Below are 18,719 nucleotides of genomic sequence, written 5' to 3'. Positions count from 1 at the left end.
ACCGAAACCGCTGGTGAAGCGCGTTCGATTTGCGTATCACTCCGCCGCGCCAACGGAACCACAGCGATGTTCGAAGATCTCCAGCCAGCTCCCGCCGACAAGATCCTGGCCTTGATCGGCCTCTACCGCGCCGACCCGCGCCCCGACAAGGTCGACCTTGGCGTCGGCGTCTACAAGGACCGCGACGGCAAGACGCCTGTCATGCGCGCCGTGCGCGAGGCCGAAAAGCGGCTGCTGCAGAGCCAGGACACCAAGACCTATCTCGGGCTCGCCGGCGACACGGTCTTCAACACGGTCATGGCAAAGCTTGCCTTCGGTCAGGGTGCCGACATGACGCGCATCCGTGCGGCACAGGCGCCGGGCGGCTCCGGCGCGCTGCGGCTGGTGGCGGAATTGCTGAAGCGGACACGATCCGATGCCACAATCTGGCTGTCCGACCCGACCTGGCCGAACCACATGCCGGTGATGCGCGCCGCCGGTCTGCAGATCCGCGACTATCCCTATTTCGATGCTGCCTCGGGCGCCGTTCGTTTCGACGACATGCTGGCAGCGCTGCGGACGGCGAAGAGCGGCGACGTCGTGCTGCTGCATGGCTGCTGCCACAACCCGACCGGCGCCAATCTGGACGCGGCTCAGTGGGAGGCCGTTGCCGATCTGGTCGTCGAGCGCGGCCTGCTGCCGTTTGTCGACATCGCCTATCAGGGCTTTGGCGATGGCCTGGAGGCCGATGCCGTTGGCTTGCGCCTGCTGGCCGCGAAAGTTCCGGAAATGGTTGTTGCCTCCAGCTGCTCGAAGAACTTCGCCGTCTACCGCGACCGCGTCGGCGCCGCGATGATCCTGGCCAGGGACGGCGCACAGGCCGACGTGGCGATGAGCCAGATGCTGTCGGCGGCGCGCGCCATGTATTCGATGCCGCCGGACCATGGTGCAGCCGCCGTGCGCATCGTGCTCGAGGACGCTGCGTTGCGTGCGGACTGGGAAGCCGAGCTGGAGGAGATGCGCCTGCGCATGCTGAGACTCCGTGTCCAGTTCGCCGAGGCGCTGCGCCGGCAATCCAACTCCGACCGCTTCGATTTCGTCGCCAGCCATCGCGGCATGTTCTCCCGCCTTGGCCTCACGGAAGCGCAGGTCGAGCGGCTGCGTGCCGAGCACGGCGTCTATATGGTCGGCGACAGCCGCATCAACGTGGCCGGTCTGCCCGAGGATGGAATGGACAAGCTCGCCAAGGCAATCGTTTCGGTGCTCGACTGACAAAACAGGCACCGCGCAACTGTGGACAAGCCCCTCTTGCCGGCTGACAGTGTTGGCCGGGAGATCGGCCGCGCGATAGCATCCGCCGCATGACGCCATCGAAAGACATTTCGCGCCTGATCGAGATCATGGCTGCGCTGCGGGCACCGAAGACCGGCTGTCCGTGGGACATCGAACAGGATTTCTCGACCATCGCGCCCTACACGATCGAGGAAGCCTACGAGGTGGCGGACGCCATCGCGCGCGGCGACCTCGACGATCTGCGCGACGAGCTCGGCGATCTCCTGTTGCAGGTCGTCTACCACGCGCAAATGGCCGAGGAGGCCGGCGAGTTTGCCTTCGGTGACGTGGTTCAGGCCATCACCACCAAGATGATCCGCCGCCATCCGCACGTGTTCGGCGACGAGAAAGCCCGCAGCGCCGGCATGGCCAAGGGCATGTGGGAAAAGATCAAGGCCGAGGAGAAGGCGCAGAAGCGCAGCGCCCGCCTCGCTCGCGGCCTAGACCCGGAAGACAATGGCAAGGGGTTTCTGGACAGTGTGCCGGTCGCCCTGCCCGCCTTGACGCGCGCCTTGAAGCTTCAGGAGAAGGCGGCCCGCGTCGGGTTCGACTGGAGCGAGGCAGCCCCCATCCTCGACAAGATCGAGGAAGAGATCGGCGAGTTGCGCGAGGCACTGGCCAAGGGTGATACCGCCTCGATCAAGGACGAATTCGGCGACATGTTGTTTGCCGTCGTCAATCTCGGTCGTCACCTCAAGCTGGATTCAGAAGCAGCCCTGAGCGGCACCAACGAGAAGTTCCGCTCACGCTTCCACTATGTCGAGCAGGCCCTGGAAAAATCCGGCAATACGCTGGAAAAGGCTGACCTGGCCGAGATGGAAGCGCTCTGGCAGGAAGCAAAAACCGCGAAGTAATATCCACTACCCGTTGTTTTTTCGACGCAATCTGCTTTCGATCTCTTCGCGGGCACTTCGCGTGGCCTTGAGCGAGATGGTGGCGCTGCCGTCGTCATTGTCGGTGCGCGAGACGACATCGCCATTGCGGTAAAGCCAGTCGACAAGACCGAACTGGGCCGGCGCGATCGTCACCGTCAGGTCTTCCAGCTCGCCCGCCATCCGGGTTTCGATGATCGCCTTCAGCGCATCGATACCTTCGCCGGTCACGGCTGACACGGCAACCGGCGGCGCCTTGCTTGTGTCGGCGCCATCGGCAAGCAGCCGGCTCCGGTTGCCTTCGTCCAGCCGGTCAATCTTGTTCCAGACCTCGATGACCCGCTTTGTATCCCTGGCGTCGACGCCGAGGTCGGCCAGGATGCGTTCGACATCCTCGGCCTGGGCGGCAGTGTCGGGATCGGAAATATCGCGCAGGTGAAGGACGAGATCGGCCTCGACCACCTCTTCCAGGGTCGCGCGAAAAGCCGCGATCAGGTGCGTCGGCAGGTCCGAGATGAAACCGACCGTGTCCGAAAGGATGATCGGCGTGCCATGCGGCAGGCGCACGCGGCGAAGCGTCGGATCGAGCGTGGCGAACAGCATGTCCTGAGCCAGGACGCCGGCCCCTGTCAGCCTGTTGAACAGTGTCGACTTGCCGGCATTGGTGTAGCCGACGATCGCCACCACCGGAAACGGCACCTTCTTGCGCTTGGCGCGGTGCAGGTCGCGGGTGCGGCGCACGGTTTCCAGTTCGTGCTTCAGTTTTATGATCTTGTCCTGAAGGACGCGCCGGTCCGATTCGATCTGGGTTTCACCGGGGCCGCCGAGGAAGCCGGCGCCGCCGCGCTGGCGTTCCAGGTGGGTCCAGCTGCGCACGAGACGGCCCTTCTGGTAGTTGAGATGGGCGAGCTCGACCTGCAGCGTGCCTTCCTTGGTGCGGGCTCGTTCGCCAAAAATCTCGAGGATCAGCCCGGTGCGGTCCAGCACCTTGGCGTTCAGCTCTTTCTCGAGATTGCGCTGCTGCACCGGCGTCAGCGGGTGGTCGACGATGACCACTTCCGCATGACCCTCTTTGACGATTTCGGCGAACTCGGCGACCTTGCCACTCCCGAGCAAGGTTGCCGGGCGCGGATCGTTGAGGGTAACCACCGCGGTGTGGATCAGGTCAAGGTTGATGGCGCGGGCAAGGCCGACCGCTTCGTCGTGGCGGGCCTCGGCGGAGCGCGTCAGCCGCGGACGGTTGGTATCATCGTCGCCGCGCGGCTGGCGGGTAAGCACCGGCACGATGACAACAGCCCGGGTCGGGCCCTTGGCTTCCGTCCCGGGATGATGCGCTGGTTTTCCGCGAACCGTTTCGTCCGCGTCTTTCTCACGAGCCAATCAGGCGCCCTGGCTTTCCTCGCCATCGAACATCTGAACCGGCTGGCTCGGCATGATCGTGGAAATGGCGTGCTTGTAGACGAGCTGGGAGTGACCGTCACGGCGCAGCAGGACACAGAAATTGTCGAACGAAGTGACCACGCCGGTCAGCTTCACGCCGTTGATGAGAAAGATGGTGAGCGGGTTCTTGCTCTTGCGAACTGAATTCAGGAACAGGTCCTGAAGGTTTTGCGATCGTTCCGCCATTGTTCTTGTCTTTCGCCGATCCCCTTCGGTTTGCAAGCCAATGCGCCAAATTAACCGGCACATGTCAAGCGCGCAAACACCGTCTTGTCGTCAGTAACGACAAGCAGAACGAGATATATTGATGTTCATTCCACCTGTGCGGTTATCAGGCTGGACTTTTTTCCGCAATGTCAAAAAAGGCTTGACGCAACGAAAGTGTTATTGAGCCGGGGTGTCCATTGGCGACCGGATCGCCGTCGATCGACACGACGGGCATGGCAATCGTGGTCGCGGAACTGATAAAGGCCTCGCGCGCCGTCTTGGCCTCGGCAACGGAAAAACCGCGCTCCTCGATCTTCAGACCGAGCTTGGCCGCCACCTCAAACATGGTCGTGCGGGTGATGCCGCGCAGTATGCCATGATCGGCCGGCCTGGTGACCAGGACGCCGTCCCCGGTGACGATCCAGGCGTTCGACGATCCGCCTTCCTTGACGGTGCCGTCGCCATCGACAAACCAGGCCTCCTGCGCACCGGCTTCCTTGGCCTTCTGCTTGGCCAAGACATTGGGCAGCAGTCCGACGCTCTTGATATCGACCCGGTCCCAGCGATTTTCCGGCACGGTGATGACCGCGATACCGGTCTCGGCCCGCTTTGCCCCGGCAGCGGGATCGGCCTTCCTGGCGGTGACCACCAGGGACGGCTTGGTATCCGCCGACGGGAAGACAAAGTCGCGGCTGGCGACGCCGCGCGTGACCTGGACATAGACCAGGCCGTTAACGACGTGATTGCGGTTGACCACTTCGCGCAGGATGAGCGGCAGCACTCCGCGCGTGACCGGCCAAGCGATCGACAATTCGGTCAGGGAACGATTGAGCCGGGCAAGGTGGCGCGGCATGTCGACGATGAAGCCGCGCGCCACCTCGCAGACTTCGTAGACGCCGTCGGCGAACTGATAGCCGCGATCCTCGATATGCACGGAAGCGTCGGCGTGAGTGACGTAGCGCCCGTTGACATAGGCAATGCGCGGCATTGGCGACCCCTGGAAATCTATCGGGCTTTCTTATGCGATTCCGCCGCTTGCGTAACCGGCAAATGCTTGGCCCAGGCGCGGCCGGCTAGACGTCGCCCGTCAGACGCCCAGCGACTTCAGCTTGCGATGCAGGGCGGAGCGCTCCATGCCGATGAACTCGGCGGTCTTCGAGATGTTGCCACCAAACCGGTTGATCTGCGCGATCAGATAGTCCTTCTCGAACTGCTCACGCGCCTCGCGCAGAGGCAGCGCCATGATGTGCTGGTCGGATTGATTCGGCGTGCGCGGCATGACGTCGCCGATCTCGGATGGCAACAGGTCCGCGGTGATCGGCGCATCGACATCGTCGCCGCGCGCCAGGATCATCAGACGCTCGACATTGTTGCGCAGTTGGCGGACGTTGCCCGGCCAGTTGTGCGCCTGCAGCACGGCCAGCGCGTCGTCGCCTATGCGGCGCGGCTTGATACCGGCCTGGCGGGCGATCTGCTTCATGAAATTGTCGACGAGATAGGGAATATCCTCGCGCCGCTCGGCCAATCCCGGCACCATGACCGGAACCACCGCCAGGCGGTGATAGAGATCCTCGCGGAAACGCCCGTCGGCAATCATCGCCTCCAAGTTCTGCGAGGTCGAGGAAATGATGCGGACATCGACCTTGACCCGCTTCGTGCCCCCTACCCGCTCGAACTGCTGCTCGACCAGCACGCGCAGGATCTTGTTCTGCGTCTCGCGCGGCATGTCGGCCACCTCGTCGATGTAGAGGATGCCGCGATGGGCCTCCTCGAGCGCGCCGACCTTTCGCTCGACGCCGTTCGATTCGGTGCCGAACAGCTCGATCTCCATGCGTTCGGGGGTGATGTTGGCGGCGCTCAGCGTCACGAACGGCCCGCCCTTGCGCGCCGACAGCGTGTGGATGGCGCGCGCGGCCAGTTCCTTGCCCGAGCCGGAGGGGCCGATGATCATCACGCGGCTGTTGGTCGGCGCGACGCGCTCGATGGTCTGGCGCAACTGGCTCATCGCCGACGACATGCCGATCAGGTCGAAGGTCTCGCCGCTGCGCAGCTTGAGGTCGGAAACCTCGCGCTTCAGTTTCGAGGTCTCGAGCGCACGCTCGGCGATCAGGATCAGCCTGTCGGCCTTGAATGGCTTCTCGATGAAGTCGTAAGCGCCGCGACGGATGGCGGAGACCGCCGTTTCGATGTTGCCATGGCCCGAAATCATCACCACCGGCAATGTCGGGTGCATCGTCTTGATCTCGTCGAGCAGCGCCAGCCCGTCCAGGCGCGAGCCCTGCAGCCAGATGTCGAGGAAAATCAGCCGCGGCGCGCGATCAGCTATAGCAGCGAGCGCGCTGTCGGCGTCGAATGCCGTACGGGTTTCGTGACCCTCGTCGCTCAGGATGCCCGCGACGAGTTCACGGATGTCTTCCTCGTCATCGACGATGAGAATATCAGACGCCATTACCGACCTTTTCAGTTTCTCTTTCGTTTTCCGTCCTGCTTTCGCCGCGCGGCGGCGTGGCTGTGGCAGCCGGGGGCAGGATGATGCTGATCATCGCGCCCCGCCCATTGTGGAAATCCGCGGGCGCGTCATGAAGTTCCAGCCTGCCACCATGGTCCTCCACTATCTTCTTGACGATAGCGAGACCGAGCCCGGTGCCCTTCTCGCGTGTTGTCATATAGGGCTCGAGCAGCCGTTGACGATTCTCGCGCGGCAGGCCCTTGCCATTGTCGATGACGTCGATGCGAATCGCGCCATTCTGGCGCCCGGCTTGAATCCGGATTATGCCGTGCGAACCGTCCTTCTGTTCCAGTCCATCGATCGCTTCGGCGGCGTTCTTGATCACATTGCCGAAGGCCTGCGCCATCAAGCGGCTGTCGAACGTGCCCTTGAGCGGCTCGTTGCCAAACACGCGTTCGAAAGCAATGTCGGCGCGGCTGACTTCCACCAGGAACGAAGCCTCGCGCAGCGATTCGCGCAGGTCGATGACTTTCATCTCGGGCTTTGGCATGCGCGCGAAAGCCGAGAATTCGTCGACCATGCGGCCGATATCCTCCACCTGCCGGATGATTGTGTCGGTGCACTGATCGAAAATCTCGCGATCCTCGGTGATGACCTTTCCGAAGCGTCGCTTGATGCGCTCGGCGGAAAGCTGGATCGGCGTCAGCGGATTCTTGATCTCGTGCGCGATGCGCCGCGCCACGTCTGCCCATGCAGAGGAGCGCTGAGCCTGAACCAGATCAGTGATGTCGTCCACCGTCACGACATAGGATTTTTCCTCCGTGCCATCGTCGCCGGCCTCGATGGTGATCTGCACGTTGAAGGTCCGCTCGGCGCCGGCGCGATAGAAGGTCACCTGTTCCCGGTAGACAGGCTTGCCGGACTTGCGGCCGATCTCGAAGACGCGGCCGACATGTGGCAACACGGCGGACAGGTTCTGCCCAAGCGCGGCGCTGGCGGACAATGCCAGCATCGCCTCGGCCGAGCGGTTGACGATGGTGACGATGCCATAGGGATCGACACCGATGACACCGGCGGTGACGCCGGCAAGCACGGCCTCCGAGAAGCGGCGCCGTTCATCGATCAGGTCCTTGGCGGACAGGATCTCATTGCGCTGTGATTTCAGTTCCAGAAGCATCTTGTTGAACGTGTCGCCGAGCGAGGCGACATCGCCATCCGAAGGCCTGACGGGAACCGCAACGTCGAGATTGCCGGTCGCGACCTCATCGGCAGCGCCTATCAGCTGACGAATGGGCCGCACCAGACGGTCGGCGACGGCGATACCGGTCCAGATGGCCGACAGGATGATGATCAGCGTCAGCGACAGATAGGGCAACGCGAAGGCCACCTGCGAGGTGCGCCTGTTGTCTTCGAGACCGCGATACTCATCGGTATTGGATCTGACGATCTGCCGCGCCTTGATCACTTCGGGGTCGACGAGGCGAATGGTGTAGAGATAGAGCCCCTCGATCTCGCGCAGCTTGACGATGGCGCCCATTATGTTGCGCGTTTTCGGCTCGATCAGCACCGGCTTGCCGTCGGCGGCGCTGGCCACGGCGCCTTCCGGTGGCTCAGGCATGGCGAAATCCGTGTCGGTCTTGGCGCTCATGACAAAGGAACCGTCCGGCTTGATCAGCGCGGCGTGGGCCAGCGACCGGCCCACGGCTTCCTTGTTCATCAGATCGAGAAAGCCAGTGCGATCAAGGCCGTAGAGCGTACGCGACGCATCGAGATCATAGGCCATCGACAGCGTCGTGCCCTGGAGGTTACGGGCATTTTCCTGGACATAGGCGTCGGCGATCGACAGCGACGAATTGACGATCGTCTTGGTGCGGATCTCGAACCAGCGGTCGAGGCCGATATCGAGCGTGATCGAGGCGATGATCGCCACCATGATGGCGGGAATTGCGGCGACCAGCGCAAACATGGCGACGATGCGCACATGCAGCCGCGAAGCTGCCTTGCCGTGTCGGCGCGCCATCAGAATGCGATGTACTTCGCGTCCGACCAGCGCGATGAGGAAGAGGACGAAAGCGGCATTGAGGGCAATCAGCGCCAGCGTCGTCGACTCGTTCGGCGTGATCGGCGTGGCGCCAACGAGGATGGTGAACGAGATCGCCGCCGTGGCCAACGCGCCCGCGACCGCGACAATGCCGGGCAACGCAAGCAGCCGGCGCCCGTCGCGCGCGCCGGGTTCGCTGAAAAGCGGTTCGTTGAGGGTCGGTGCCTGCGGAGCCATGTCGCCGTCTGGAGCCAGTGATTGCGTCGGATGTATGCAACGCATTGTGGCGATTATGCAACAAGTGGGGCCGAGACGGAAATCTTTCGCGAGCCGTCCCCTGAAAAGAGCCTGGGTTCGGATCCAGGCTGCTCAGGACTGCCGCGACGATTTGTAGACGTTGACGCCGAGTTCGCGAATCTTCTTGCGCAGCGTGTTGCGGTTGAGCCCCAGCAGTTCGGCAGCCTTGATCTGGTTGCCGCGGGTTGCCGTCATCGAGGCCAGAACCAGCGGGTATTCGACCTCGGACAGAATGCGCTGATAGAGGCCCGCAGGCGGCAATTCGCCGGCAAACGATGCGAAATAGCGTTGCAGGAAGTGCTCGACCGCCTGGCCGATGGACAGGTCGTCGGGAATGAGGTTGCCGCCGCCCGGCACCACGGGGCGTTCGCCGGTCTTGAGCTCCGCCTCGATGATCTCGGCGGAAATCTCGTCCTGCGAATAGAGCGCGGCCAGCCTGCGAACGAGGTTTTCCAGCTCGCGCACATTGCCTGGCCACGGATAGCGCTTCATCAATTCGATACCGCCGGAAGAGATGCGCTTGGTCTGCAGACCTTCCATCTCACCCAGCTTGAAGAAGTGGCGGACGAGATCGGGCACGTCCTCGGAGCGCTCGCGCAGGGCCGGCAGCCTGAGCGGCACGACGTTGAGGCGATAGAAAAGATCCTCGCGGAAAAGCCCCTGATTGATCAGCGTGCGCAGATCCTTGTTGGTGGCGGCGACGATGCGCACGTCGGTCTTGATCGGCGTGCGTCCGCCGACCGTCGTGTACTCGCCCTGCTGCAGGACGCGCAGCAGCCGCGTCTGCGCCTCCATCGGCATGTCGCCGATCTCGTCGAGGAACAATGTGCCACCCTCGGCCTGCTCGAAGCGGCCGGTGGAACGGTTCTGCGCGCCGGTGAAAGCGCCCTTTTCGTGACCGAACAGTTCCGATTCGATCAGATCGCGTGGGATCGCCGCCATGTTGATGGCGACGAACGGCCCACCACGACGGCGGCCATATTCATGCAGCGCGCGCGCCACCAGTTCCTTGCCGGTGCCGGATTCGCCCGAGATCATCACCGTCAGATCGGTCTGCATCATGCGCGCCAGCATGCGATAGATGTCCTGCATGGCCGCCGAGCGACCGACCAACGGCATCGCGTCAGGCTGTTCTTCCGGCCGTGCATCGATCTTCGGCCGCCGCGGCTCGGAAAGCGCCCGGTTGACGATGTTGAGGAGTTCGGTGAGGTCGAACGGCTTCGGCAGATATTCGTAGGCGCCGGTTTCGGAGGCGCGAATCGCCGTCATGAAGGTGTTCTGGGCGCTCATGACAATGACCGGCAGCTCCGGCCGGGCCTTCTTGATGCGCGGCAGCATGTCGAAAGCGTTCTCGTCCGGCATCACCACGTCGGTGATGACCAGATCGCCCTCGCCCGCCGCCACCCAGCGCCACAATGTCGAGGCGTTGGAGGTGACGCGCACCTCATGGCCGACACGCGACAGGGCCTGGTTGAGGACTGTGCGGATCGCCGCATCGTCGTCGGCGACGAGAATATTGCCGCGAACCGTCATTTGCGGTCTCCTTCACCATCTTCATCGGCACCGAATGGTGTTTCCTTCCAGGCCGGCATCAGGATGCGGAAGGTGGTTCCGCGCGGCGTCGATTCGCATTCGATGATGCCGCCATGCTCGCCGACGATCTTGGCGACCAGCGCAAGCCCCAACCCAGAGCCGTTCGGCTTGGTGGTGATGAAGGGGTCGAAGAGGATCGGCAAGATGTCTTCCGAGACGCCGGAGCCATTGTCGCGCACGCAGAATTCCAGCGGCAGCGATACGCGGTCCTGCGTGCCCGGAACGGAAACGCGGATGCCTGGCCGGAAGGCGGTCGACAAGACGATTTCGCCATGCGGGTCGCTGCCGATCGCCTCGGCTGCGTTCTTGACCAGGTTGAGGAACACCTGGATGAGCTGATCGCGGTTGGCAAACACTGGAGGCAATGATGGATCATAGTCCTCCAGGATCTTGATCCTTTTTGCAAAACCGTTCTTGGCAATTGCCTTCACATGATCGAGCACGACATGGATGTTGACGGGGTAGCGATCGATCGGCCGCTCGTCGGAAAACACCTCCATGCGATCGACCAGCGACACGATGCGATCCGTCTCGTCGGTGATTAGCCGCGTCAGCGCGCGATCCTCGTCGGAGGCGGACAGTTCGAGCAACTGGGCGGCGCCCCGGATGCCGGAGAGCGGGTTCTTGATCTCATGGGCAAGCATCGCCGCCAGGCCGGTCACCGAGCGCGCGGCGCCGCGATGCGTCATCTGCCGGTCGATCTTGTCGGCCATCGACCGCTCCTGGAACATCACCACGACGGAGCCCGGAAATTCCGGCACAGGCGCGACGTAGAGATCGACGACCTTCTCAATGCCAAGACGCGGCGACGACACGTCGACCCGATACTCGTTGACCGGAGCCCGACGCTCGCGCACCTGATCGACCAGTGTCAGCAGCGGGCTGCCGAAGGGAATGAGTTTGGACAGTGTGTTGCGGGCGAGCATTGTCGCGCTCGAGCGAAAGAAGTCCTCCGCATCGGCGTTGGCGAACGTGATGAACCCTTCCTCGCTGATCATGATCACCGGGCGACGGATGGTGTTGAGCACGATCTGGGCGGCATCCGCCATTTCAGCGCCCTGGCCAGCGGCGGCGTTCATGCGGCGCTCCGCAGGGTCAATGGTTGCGGATCGCGCGAAAACACATCACGCAGCATGGCAATGACGCGGGCAGGCTCGAACGCGGTCAGTATCGCCTTTCGGCTATCGTCAGCGACAGCGCCGGCATGGCGATCGAGATACCAGCCGAGATGCTTGCGCGCCTGGCGCAGGCCGCTTTCGACGCCGTAGAGCGTCAGCATGTCCTCGTAGTGGGAGATGACATAGGCGGCCAGCGCCGTCGGGTTCTGCGGAACGTTGGGCGCCGCCTCGCCTGTCGCGGCCGCCGCGATGCTGCCCGCGACCCAGGGTGCCCCGTAGTGAGCGCGGCCGACCATCACCGCGTCGGCGCCGGACTGATCGAGGATAGCAGCCGCTTCCGCCGGGGAGCAGACATCGCCATTGGCAATCACGGGGATGGACACGGCTTCCTTGACGCGGGCTATGGCGCACCAGTCGGCCTTGCCCTGATAGAACTGGCAGCGCGTGCGGCCGTGCACAGTCACCATCTTCACACCTGCCTGCTCGGCGCGGCGCGCCAGCATCGGCGCGTTGAGCGCGCCTTCGTCCCAGCCCAAACGCATCTTGACCGTCACCGGCACGTCGACCGAACCGACCACGGCTTCAATCAGCGACAATGCATGATCGAGATCCAGCATCAGTGCCGAGCCGGCATAGCCGCCCGTCACCTTCTTGGCCGGGCAGCCCATGTTGATGTCGATGATGTCGGCGCCCTCGCCGGCAGCGATTCGCGCGCCCTCGGCCATGTGCGACGCTTCGCGGCCGGCAAGCTGCACCATATGGACAGGCAGGCCGGAGTGACGGATGCGCAGATCGAAACCGGCCCTGCCCTTTGCGAGCTCGCCACTGGCCACCATTTCGGACACGACAAGACCCGCGCCATGCGCATGGGCGCGCTGCCGGAACGGCTCATCTGATATCCCCGACATCGGAGCGAGGAATACGCGATTGCGGATTCTCATGCCGCCGACGTCGAGAGGCGCGGCCAATTTGTTCAAGTTAACCATGCACAAAAACCAAGCATGTTCATTCGCTGCACATTCTCTAGCCAGAACCGCCGCAATGTGCAACGCGGAATGACGCCACATTAAGGCGCAATTGGGAAAATACCGGCCTTCGGCTTTGGCCGCGGCCAAGGCGCCGCGCGTTCCCTCATGAGGCGTAAAGGACGCCTTGGATTTTCATATTTGGCGCACGATCTTTTCGGAAAACCGATTACACTTTTCCGGATCGTGCGCTAAGCCAAACGGCATGACTGACGCAAGTGAAAATCACGCTTCGGGCGCGGGTGATAAAGTCGCGGTGGTGATCGTCGCGGCCGGCCGCGGCGCGCGCGCCGGCCAGGAGAATGGACCGAAGCAATATCAAGGCATTGGCAGCCAAGCCGTCATCGCGCACACGCTGGAGATTTTTCTGGCGCACCCGCGAACCGGCAAGGTTGTCGTCGCCATCCATGCCGACGACCACGACTTGTTCCAACAAGCGGTGGGCGTCAACGCTGAGCGGGTCAGCGTCGTCATTGGCGGGGCGACAAGGCAGGCATCGGTCCGGCTCGGGCTGCTTGCGCTGAGAAGCCACGCGCCAATGCGGGTTTTGATCCACGATGCCGTCCGTCCGTTCGTCGACGCGGACCTGATAGAGCGCACGATCGCCGCCATCGGCGAACGCGAGGGAGCGCTGCCCGCCCTGCCCGTCGCCGATACGCTGAAGCGCGAGTCGGCCACTGGCGTGGTTGAAGAAACCGTTTCCCGCAGCGGGCTTCACGCAGCGCAGACGCCACAAGGTTTTCCGTTCTGGCCAATCCTCGCCGCCCACGAAAAAGCTCATCAGTTGGGGAAAGGGGACTTCACCGACGACGCGGCGATCGCCGAGTGGGCGCATATTCCGGTAAAGATCGTCCCGGGCTCGCCGGACAATGTCAAACTCACCTGGGCACGGGACATAGCCATGGCGCACCACCGACTTTCGAGCGAGCGGGCACGCTTTCCTGATATCCGGACCGGCAATGGCTACGATGTCCACGCCTTCGAACCGGGCGACCACGTCACCCTGTGCGGCGTCGCCATTCCGCACGGCAAGAAACTGTCCGGCCACTCCGACGCCGATGTCGGGTTGCACGCCTTGACCGACGCGCTGCTGGCGACCTGTGGCGCTGGCGATATCGGCACGCATTTCCCGCCTTCCGATCCGCAGTGGAAAGGGGCCGCGTCGCGGATATTCGTCGAACACGCGGCAAAACTGGTGCGTGCGCGCGGTGGCCGTATCGCCAATGCCGACATCACGCTGATCTGCGAGGCGCCGCGCGTCGGCCCCCATCGCGAAGCGATGACGGCCGCCTTGTCGCAGATGCTGGGAATTTCCGCGGACCGCATCTCGATCAAGGCAACAACCAACGAGAAGCTTGGCTTTGTCGGCCGCGAGGAAGGCATAGCGGCGATCGCCACCGCAAGCGTGGTTTTTCCCGGCGAGGTGCCGGAGTGAGCAACAACGATCTGGCAAATGCCCTGCTGCAGGCCTGCCAGAAGCGCGGCATCATGCTGGCGACGGCGGAAAGCTGCACGGGCGGCATGATCATCGCCGCGCTGACCGATATCGCCGGCTCCTCCGCCGTGGTCGATCGCGGCTTCATCACTTATTCGAACGAAGCCAAGATGGACATGCTCGGCGTTTCCGCCGCCACGCTTGAGGCTCATGGCGCGGTTTCCCGCGAGACGGCGATCGAGATGGCCGCTGGCGCCCTCGCCCGCTCACGCGCTGGCCTGAGCCTCGCCGTCACCGGCATCGCAGGGCCAGGCGGCGGTTCGGCGGAAAAGCCGGTCGGCCTGGTCTGGTTCGGCGTCGGCCTGGACGGCTGGACCGTGACTGCTGACCACAGGCAGTTCGCCGACAAGGGTCGCGACTTCATCCGCCACGAAACGGTCAGGCACGCGCTGGAACTCGGCTTGCGCGCGCTTGGCCAGCATCAGCCCGACGGCGCAACGCCATAGATGACGTCGGCACGCTTCTCGAAGGCCTCGGCGAACATGCGGAAGGCGCGATCGAACATGGTTCCCATCACCGCGCCCAGAATGCGGCTCTTGAACTCGTAGTCGATGAAGAAGCGGACCGCGCAGCCACCGCCGTCGGGTTCGAAACGCCACACATTGCTCAGATATTTGAACGGGCCGTCGATGTACTTCACGTCGATGGTGTTCTCGTCGGGCTTCAGCAGCACCTGCGTCGTGAAGGTTTCGCGGATCGCCTTGTAGCCGATGCTCATGTCGGCGACGAGAACGGTGCGTCCGTCGCGCTCCTTGCGCGAGCGAACCGTCAGCGCTTCGCAAAGCGGCAGGAATTGCGGATAGGCCTCGACATCGGCAACCAGTGCAAACATCTGTTGCGGCGTATGGGCAACGCGGCGGGTGGCTTCAAATTTCGGCATGAAACCAGCGAGTTAAGCCGATTTCGCGAGCAACGCTTCGCGCGCCGCGCGCAGCCGGGCGAAATCGTCGCCGGCGTGATGCGACGAGCGCGTCAACGGGCTTGACGCGACCAGCAGGAAGCCCTTGGTCCGGCCGATCGTTTCGAAGGACTTGAATTCCTCCGGGGTGACGAAGCGGATCACAGGATGATGCTTCTTCGACGGCTGCAAATACTGGCCGATGGTCATGAAGTCGACATTGGCCGAACGCAGATCATCCATGAGCTGCAGGATTTCGTTCCGCTCTTCACCCAACCCCACCATGATGCCGGACTTGGTGAAGATCGACGGATCGATTTCCTTGACCCGCTGCAGCAGCCTGATCGAGTGGAAGTAGCGGGCGCCTGGCCGAACCGTCAGATAGTTCGACGGCACGGTCTCCAGATTGTGGTTGAAGACGTCGGGCTTGGCCGCCACGACGATCTCCAGCGCGCCTTCCTTGCGCAAAAAGTCTGGCGTCAGGATTTCGATGGTCGTCGATGGCGTCGCCGCCCTGATGGCGCGAATGACTTCGGCGAAATGTTGGGCGCCGCCATCGGCGAGATCGTCGCGGTCGACCGAAGTAATGACGACATGGGTCAGGCCCATCTGCTTGACCGCATGGGCAACGCGGGCCGGTTCATCGGGGTCTAGCGCGGTCGGAATGCCGGTGGCGACATTGCAGAACGCGCAGGCGCGCGTGCAGATCTCGCCCATGATCATGAAGGTGGCGTGCTTCTTGTCCCAGCACTCGCCGATGTTCGGGCAACCGGCCTCTTCGCAGACAGTCACCAGCTTGTTCGATTTCACGATCTCGCGCGTCTCGGCATAGCCTTTCGAGACCGGTGCCTTGACGCGGATCCAGTCTGGCTTGCGCAGCACATCCTGGTCAGGCTTGTGCGCCTTCTCTGGATGCCGCAGCCGCGGCGCATTGGCGATCGTGTCGAGGACAGTGACCATCAGAACCCTGGCTTTTCTCGCGACCGCCCGCCGGCGATCGTCACTCCAATGTCATCTAGGACTTTTCAGCACAAAGAAAAAGGCTGCGGCGGCGCATGCCGCTACAACCGTTTTCGCATAGCCGGAACGATATCGACTAGCGGCGCACCAGGCGACCGACCCAGATCAGCAGGCAGGCGCCGATGAAGCCGGTGATCAGATAGGCGGTCCAGCCGACACCGAATGGGCCGAAATTGAGAGCCTGCAGGATGGCGTTCAACACGACCGCGCCAACGATGCCCATGATAATGTTCATGAAGATGCCGGTATTGCTCTTCATGACCATTTCGGCGAACCAGCCTGCCAGGCCGCCGATGATGATGGCTGCAATCCAGCCGACGCCGTTCAAGTGCATATGCCCTCTCCTTGTCTGATGGGTGAAAATGCATCCGCAAACGAGCACCCTTGCCGCCGAGCTCCCGCAGCTTGCGTGTTTGAGTCTCGTTCGACAAATCTATCATGCGTTCAGCGCGCGGCCATAGGCGTCGAGCACGCTTTCCTTCATCATCTCCGACAGCGTCGGATGCGGGAAGATCGTGTGCATCAGCTCTTCCTCGGTCGTTTCGAGGTTCATCGCCACGACAAAGCCCTGGATCAATTCGGTCACTTCCGCGCCGACCATGTGTGCGCCGAGCAACTGACCGGTCTTCTTGTCGAAGATGGTCTTGATGAAGCCCTGGTCCTCGCCGAGCGCGATAGCCTTGCCATTGGCGGCGAACTGGAAGCGCCCGACGCGGATATCCTTGCCCTCCGCCTTGGCCTTGGCTTCCGTCAGGCCGACGGAGGCGACCTGCGGATTGCAGTAGGTGCAGCCGGGAATCTTGAGCTTGTCGATGGCATGCACGCCGGGGAAGCTGGCGATCTTTTCCACGCAGACCACGCCCTCATGCTCGGCCTTGTGGGCAAGCATCGGCGGGCCCGCGACATCGCCAATGGCGTAGATGCCGGGCACATTGGTCTTGCCATAACCGTCGACGACAACGCAGCCGCGGTCGGTCTTCACGCCAAGCGCTTCAAGGCCGAGATTCTCGATGTTGCCCTGCACGCCGACGGCCGAGATCATGCGATCGGCGGTGATCTTCTCGACCTTGCCGTCCTTCATCTCGACATGCGCGGTGACCGAGTTCGCGCCTTTCTCGACCTTGGTCACCTTGGCTTCGAGAATGATTTTCATGCCTTGCTTCTCGAACTGCTTCTGCGCGAACTTCGACACTTCAGCGTCCTCGACCGGCATCACCGCCGGCAGCAGTTCGACGACTGTCACCTCAGCACCCATGGTGCGGTAGAAGGAGGCGAATTCGATGCCGATGGCGCCCGATCCCATCACCAGCAACGATTTCGGCATCTCCGTCGGCACCATGGCTTCAAAGTAGGTCCAGATCAGCTTGCCGTCGGGCTCGATGCCGGGCAGCGCGCGCGGCCGGGCGCCGGTCGCCAGGATGATGTGCTTGGCGGTGTAGGTGCCCTCGCCCTTGACGCCTTTCGGCACCGGCGGTTGCGGCTCCATCGGCTTTTTGGCGGTCTTGGACACAACGATCTCGCCGGGCTTGGACAGCTTGGCTTCACCCCAGATGACATCGACCTTGTTTTTCTTCATCAGGAAGGCAACGCCGCCGTTCAACCGCAGCGAGACTTTGCGCGAGCGGTCGACGACGGCGGATGTGTCGACGCTGACCTTGCCGTCGAGCTTCAGCCCATAGTCCTTGAGATGATCGGAATAATGCATGATCTCGGCCGAGCGCAGCAGCGCCTTTGTCGGGATGCAGCCCCAGTTTAGGCAGATGCCGCCAAGATGCTCACGCTCGACGATCGCCGTCTTGAAACCAAGCTGGGCTGAACGCACCGCCGTGACATAGCCGCCGGGGCCGGAGCCGATGATGATGACGTCGTAGTTCTCAGCCACGGTTTTTCTCCTTGATTCACAATTCCAGCATGACGCGCACGACCGATGTCAGCGCCTTGCCGATGTTTCGCGTGTTTTCGGCATCGAGATGGACGCCGTCGAGCGGGGTGGTTTGCGCCACGCTACCGGCGTCGAAGAAGCCGCATCCGGCTTCGTCGGCAAGCGCCGCAAATTGGGGTGCAAGCTGTTGCGACGCCGCGTCACCGCCGGCAAACATTTCCTTGAAGTCGGCGTTCTCGGTGCGGCTGACGACAGGTGGCGCAACGACGAGGATCTGCGGCGCCGGCCAGTCGAACGGATAGTCATGGCCGCGCACGATGTCGATCAGCCTCGATATGCCTTGCTTGGCCGCGACCGGATTGCCGTGAATCCACGGTTTCATGTCGTTGGCGCCAAGCATGATGACGATCAGGTCGATCGGCGCGTGCGTCGTCAGCACCGTCGGCAGAAGCCTGGCGCCGTTGCGATCGGCTCCGGCCAGATGGTCGTCAAAGGCCGTTGTGCGGCCATTGAGGCCGTCAGCGATGATCTGGACGCCGCCGCCGAGGCCGGCCTGCAACACGCTCGGCCAGCGGTCCTGCAGCGCATGCCGGCCACCTTCGGCGTTGTAACCCCAGGTCAGCGAATCGCCGTAGCAAAGAACCGTCTTCATCCGTTCAACCCGTCCTTGCTTCAATCAAACCGCGCTCCACTCGCCAGCGCACGAAAAGCCATCGCTCAACGAAAAGAAGAGGGTGAAGACAACTGTTACCAATGCTGAGAGCAAGAACACTAGGGTGTACTCCTCCTGTGCGTTGGTGATGACAGCCGGTTGCTGTGCCACCAACGCCGCCGGCGAATCCAGAAAGGATGAAGGCGAAAAGGCTGGTGAAGAATTTCCGCACCGCCTCTCCCCTTGCCTAGACCAGCATGCCCATCGGGTTCTCGATCAGCCGCTTGAAGGCGACCAGCAGTTCGGCGCCCAGCGCACCGTCGACGGCACGATGGTCGGTCGACAGCGTCACCGACATCACGGTGGCTATCTTGATCTCACCGTTCTTGACCACCGCCCGCTCCTCGCCGGCACCCACC

Annotated in this window: 18 protein-coding genes; 4 read left to right on the top strand and 14 right to left on the bottom strand. The window is 62.9% G+C overall.

Annotation, left to right across the window (positions count from 1 at the left end; all coding sequences use genetic code 11):
• The first annotated feature begins 66 nt into the window (after positions 1 to 66).
• Together OOJ09_RS18605 and mazG are read left to right on the top strand one after the other, a co-directional pair.
• Complete coding sequence (locus tag OOJ09_RS18605) at positions 67 to 1,251, top strand: aromatic amino acid transaminase (RefSeq protein ID WP_269906580.1); 1,185 nt, start codon at positions 67 to 69, stop codon at positions 1,249 to 1,251.
• 89 nt (positions 1,252 to 1,340) lie between these two features.
• Positions 1,341 to 2,165, top strand: a complete 825-nt coding sequence (gene mazG, locus OOJ09_RS18600) for a nucleoside triphosphate pyrophosphohydrolase (protein WP_269906579.1) — start codon at positions 1,341 to 1,343, stop codon at positions 2,163 to 2,165.
• 6 nt (positions 2,166 to 2,171) lie between these two features.
• Here the strand turns inward: mazG and hflX are convergent, their stop codons facing one another.
• The 8 genes from hflX to dusB all read right to left on the bottom strand — a co-directional run bounded on the left by hflX (position 2,172) and on the right by dusB (position 12,314).
• Positions 2,172 to 3,563, bottom strand: coding sequence for a GTPase HflX (gene hflX, locus OOJ09_RS18595; protein ID WP_269906578.1), 1,392 nt, complete (start codon positions 3,561 to 3,563; stop codon positions 2,172 to 2,174).
• Positions 3,564 to 3,809 carry an RNA chaperone Hfq gene (hfq, locus tag OOJ09_RS18590; RefSeq protein WP_006202172.1) on the bottom strand — a complete coding sequence of 82 codons (246 nt, stop codon included), beginning with the start codon at positions 3,807 to 3,809 and terminating at the stop codon, positions 3,564 to 3,566.
• Between the two features lie 145 nt (positions 3,810 to 3,954).
• Positions 3,955 to 4,818, bottom strand: a complete 864-nt coding sequence (locus OOJ09_RS18585) for a D-amino-acid transaminase (RefSeq protein WP_269906577.1) — start codon at positions 4,816 to 4,818, stop codon at positions 3,955 to 3,957.
• 99 nt (positions 4,819 to 4,917) lie between these two features.
• The gene (locus tag OOJ09_RS18580) at positions 4,918 to 6,279 is read right to left on the bottom strand and encodes a sigma-54-dependent transcriptional regulator (protein ID WP_269906576.1); all 1,362 of its coding nucleotides are present in this window, start codon (positions 6,277 to 6,279) and stop codon (positions 4,918 to 4,920) included.
• Positions 6,269 to 8,557, bottom strand: coding sequence for a sensor histidine kinase NtrY-like (locus OOJ09_RS18575; RefSeq protein WP_269906575.1), 2,289 nt, complete (start codon positions 8,555 to 8,557; stop codon positions 6,269 to 6,271). The genes OOJ09_RS18580 and OOJ09_RS18575 overlap by 11 nt, the downstream gene beginning before the upstream one ends.
• A gap of 132 nt (positions 8,558 to 8,689) precedes the next feature.
• Positions 8,690 to 10,150: a nitrogen regulation protein NR(I) gene (gene ntrC / locus OOJ09_RS18570; RefSeq protein ID WP_091586407.1), complete on the bottom strand. Its 1,461-nt coding sequence runs from the start codon at positions 10,148 to 10,150 to the stop codon at positions 8,690 to 8,692.
• Entirely contained in the window at positions 10,147 to 11,289 is a 1,143-nt protein-coding gene (locus tag OOJ09_RS18565; protein WP_269906574.1) for a two-component system sensor histidine kinase NtrB, read from the bottom strand. The genes ntrC and OOJ09_RS18565 overlap by 4 nt, the downstream gene beginning before the upstream one ends.
• Complete coding sequence (gene dusB / locus OOJ09_RS18560) at positions 11,286 to 12,314, bottom strand: tRNA dihydrouridine synthase DusB (protein ID WP_269906573.1); 1,029 nt, start codon at positions 12,312 to 12,314, stop codon at positions 11,286 to 11,288. Before dusB ends, OOJ09_RS18565 begins: the two co-directional genes overlap by 4 nt.
• A 244-nt stretch (positions 12,315 to 12,558) precedes the next feature.
• Between dusB and OOJ09_RS18555 the strand changes: the two genes are divergently transcribed.
• The gene (locus tag OOJ09_RS18555; RefSeq protein WP_269906572.1) at positions 12,559 to 13,788 is read left to right on the top strand and encodes a bifunctional 2-C-methyl-D-erythritol 4-phosphate cytidylyltransferase/2-C-methyl-D-erythritol 2,4-cyclodiphosphate synthase; all 1,230 of its coding nucleotides are present in this window, start codon (positions 12,559 to 12,561) and stop codon (positions 13,786 to 13,788) included.
• On the top strand, positions 13,785 to 14,294 hold the full coding sequence (locus OOJ09_RS18550) for a CinA family protein (protein ID WP_269906571.1): 510 nt from the start codon (positions 13,785 to 13,787) through the stop codon (positions 14,292 to 14,294). Before OOJ09_RS18555 ends, OOJ09_RS18550 begins: the two co-directional genes overlap by 4 nt.
• Here OOJ09_RS18550 and OOJ09_RS18545 read toward each other — a convergent pair.
• The 6 genes from OOJ09_RS18545 to OOJ09_RS18520 form a co-directional block, all read right to left on the bottom strand.
• Positions 14,270 to 14,728, bottom strand: a complete 459-nt coding sequence (locus OOJ09_RS18545; RefSeq protein WP_269906570.1) for a type II toxin-antitoxin system RatA family toxin — start codon at positions 14,726 to 14,728, stop codon at positions 14,270 to 14,272. The genes OOJ09_RS18550 and OOJ09_RS18545 overlap by 25 nt on opposite strands.
• 12 nt (positions 14,729 to 14,740) lie before the next feature.
• Entirely contained in the window at positions 14,741 to 15,706 is a 966-nt protein-coding gene (lipA, locus tag OOJ09_RS18540; protein WP_269906569.1) for a lipoyl synthase, read from the bottom strand.
• 136 nt (positions 15,707 to 15,842) lie between these two features.
• Entirely contained in the window at positions 15,843 to 16,100 is a 258-nt protein-coding gene (locus OOJ09_RS18535; RefSeq protein ID WP_019858028.1) for a GlsB/YeaQ/YmgE family stress response membrane protein, read from the bottom strand.
• A gap of 102 nt (positions 16,101 to 16,202) precedes the next feature.
• Positions 16,203 to 17,648 (bottom strand): dihydrolipoyl dehydrogenase, encoded by a 1,446-nt coding sequence (gene lpdA, locus OOJ09_RS18530; RefSeq protein WP_269906568.1) that lies wholly within the window; start codon positions 17,646 to 17,648, stop codon positions 16,203 to 16,205.
• A 16-nt stretch (positions 17,649 to 17,664) separates the two neighbouring features.
• Positions 17,665 to 18,300: an SGNH/GDSL hydrolase family protein gene (locus tag OOJ09_RS18525; RefSeq protein ID WP_269906567.1), complete on the bottom strand. Its 636-nt coding sequence runs from the start codon at positions 18,298 to 18,300 to the stop codon at positions 17,665 to 17,667.
• 247 nt (positions 18,301 to 18,547) lie between these two features.
• Positions 18,548 to 18,719: 2-oxo acid dehydrogenase subunit E2 (locus OOJ09_RS18520; protein WP_269906787.1), on the bottom strand; the 172-nt coding region annotated here is incomplete at its 5' end.

Origin of the sequence: Mesorhizobium qingshengii, assembly GCF_027563465.1 — a bacterium.
In the GTDB taxonomy this organism is placed as follows: domain Bacteria; phylum Pseudomonadota; class Alphaproteobacteria; order Rhizobiales; family Rhizobiaceae; genus Mesorhizobium; species Mesorhizobium qingshengii_A.
This window is presented reverse-complemented; position numbering and strand designations above follow the sequence as displayed.

Coding starts and splice junctions, on each gene's coding strand:
- lipA (WP_269906569.1), bottom strand. CDS start 15,706: ATGGTCACTGTCCTCGACACGATCGCCAATGCGCCGCGGCTGCGGCAT.
- hfq (WP_006202172.1), bottom strand. CDS start 3,809: ATGGCGGAACGATCGCAAAACCTTCAGGACCTGTTCCTGAATTCAGTT.
- OOJ09_RS18580 (WP_269906576.1), bottom strand. CDS start 6,279: ATGGCGTCTGATATTCTCATCGTCGATGACGAGGAAGACATCCGTGAA.
- dusB (WP_269906573.1), bottom strand. CDS start 12,314: ATGGTTAACTTGAACAAATTGGCCGCGCCTCTCGACGTCGGCGGCATG.
- OOJ09_RS18565 (WP_269906574.1), bottom strand. CDS start 11,289: ATGAACGCCGCCGCTGGCCAGGGCGCTGAAATGGCGGATGCCGCCCAG.
- mazG (WP_269906579.1), top strand. CDS start 1,341: ATGACGCCATCGAAAGACATTTCGCGCCTGATCGAGATCATGGCTGCG.
- OOJ09_RS18605 (WP_269906580.1), top strand. CDS start 67: ATGTTCGAAGATCTCCAGCCAGCTCCCGCCGACAAGATCCTGGCCTTG.
- ntrC (WP_091586407.1), bottom strand. CDS start 10,150: ATGACGGTTCGCGGCAATATTCTCGTCGCCGACGACGATGCGGCGATC.
- OOJ09_RS18535 (WP_019858028.1), bottom strand. CDS start 16,100: ATGCACTTGAACGGCGTCGGCTGGATTGCAGCCATCATCATCGGCGGC.
- OOJ09_RS18545 (WP_269906570.1), bottom strand. CDS start 14,728: ATGCCGAAATTTGAAGCCACCCGCCGCGTTGCCCATACGCCGCAACAG.
- OOJ09_RS18555 (WP_269906572.1), top strand. CDS start 12,559: ATGACTGACGCAAGTGAAAATCACGCTTCGGGCGCGGGTGATAAAGTC.
- OOJ09_RS18585 (WP_269906577.1), bottom strand. CDS start 4,818: ATGCCGCGCATTGCCTATGTCAACGGGCGCTACGTCACTCACGCCGAC.
- OOJ09_RS18525 (WP_269906567.1), bottom strand. CDS start 18,300: ATGAAGACGGTTCTTTGCTACGGCGATTCGCTGACCTGGGGTTACAAC.
- OOJ09_RS18575 (WP_269906575.1), bottom strand. CDS start 8,557: ATGGCTCCGCAGGCACCGACCCTCAACGAACCGCTTTTCAGCGAACCC.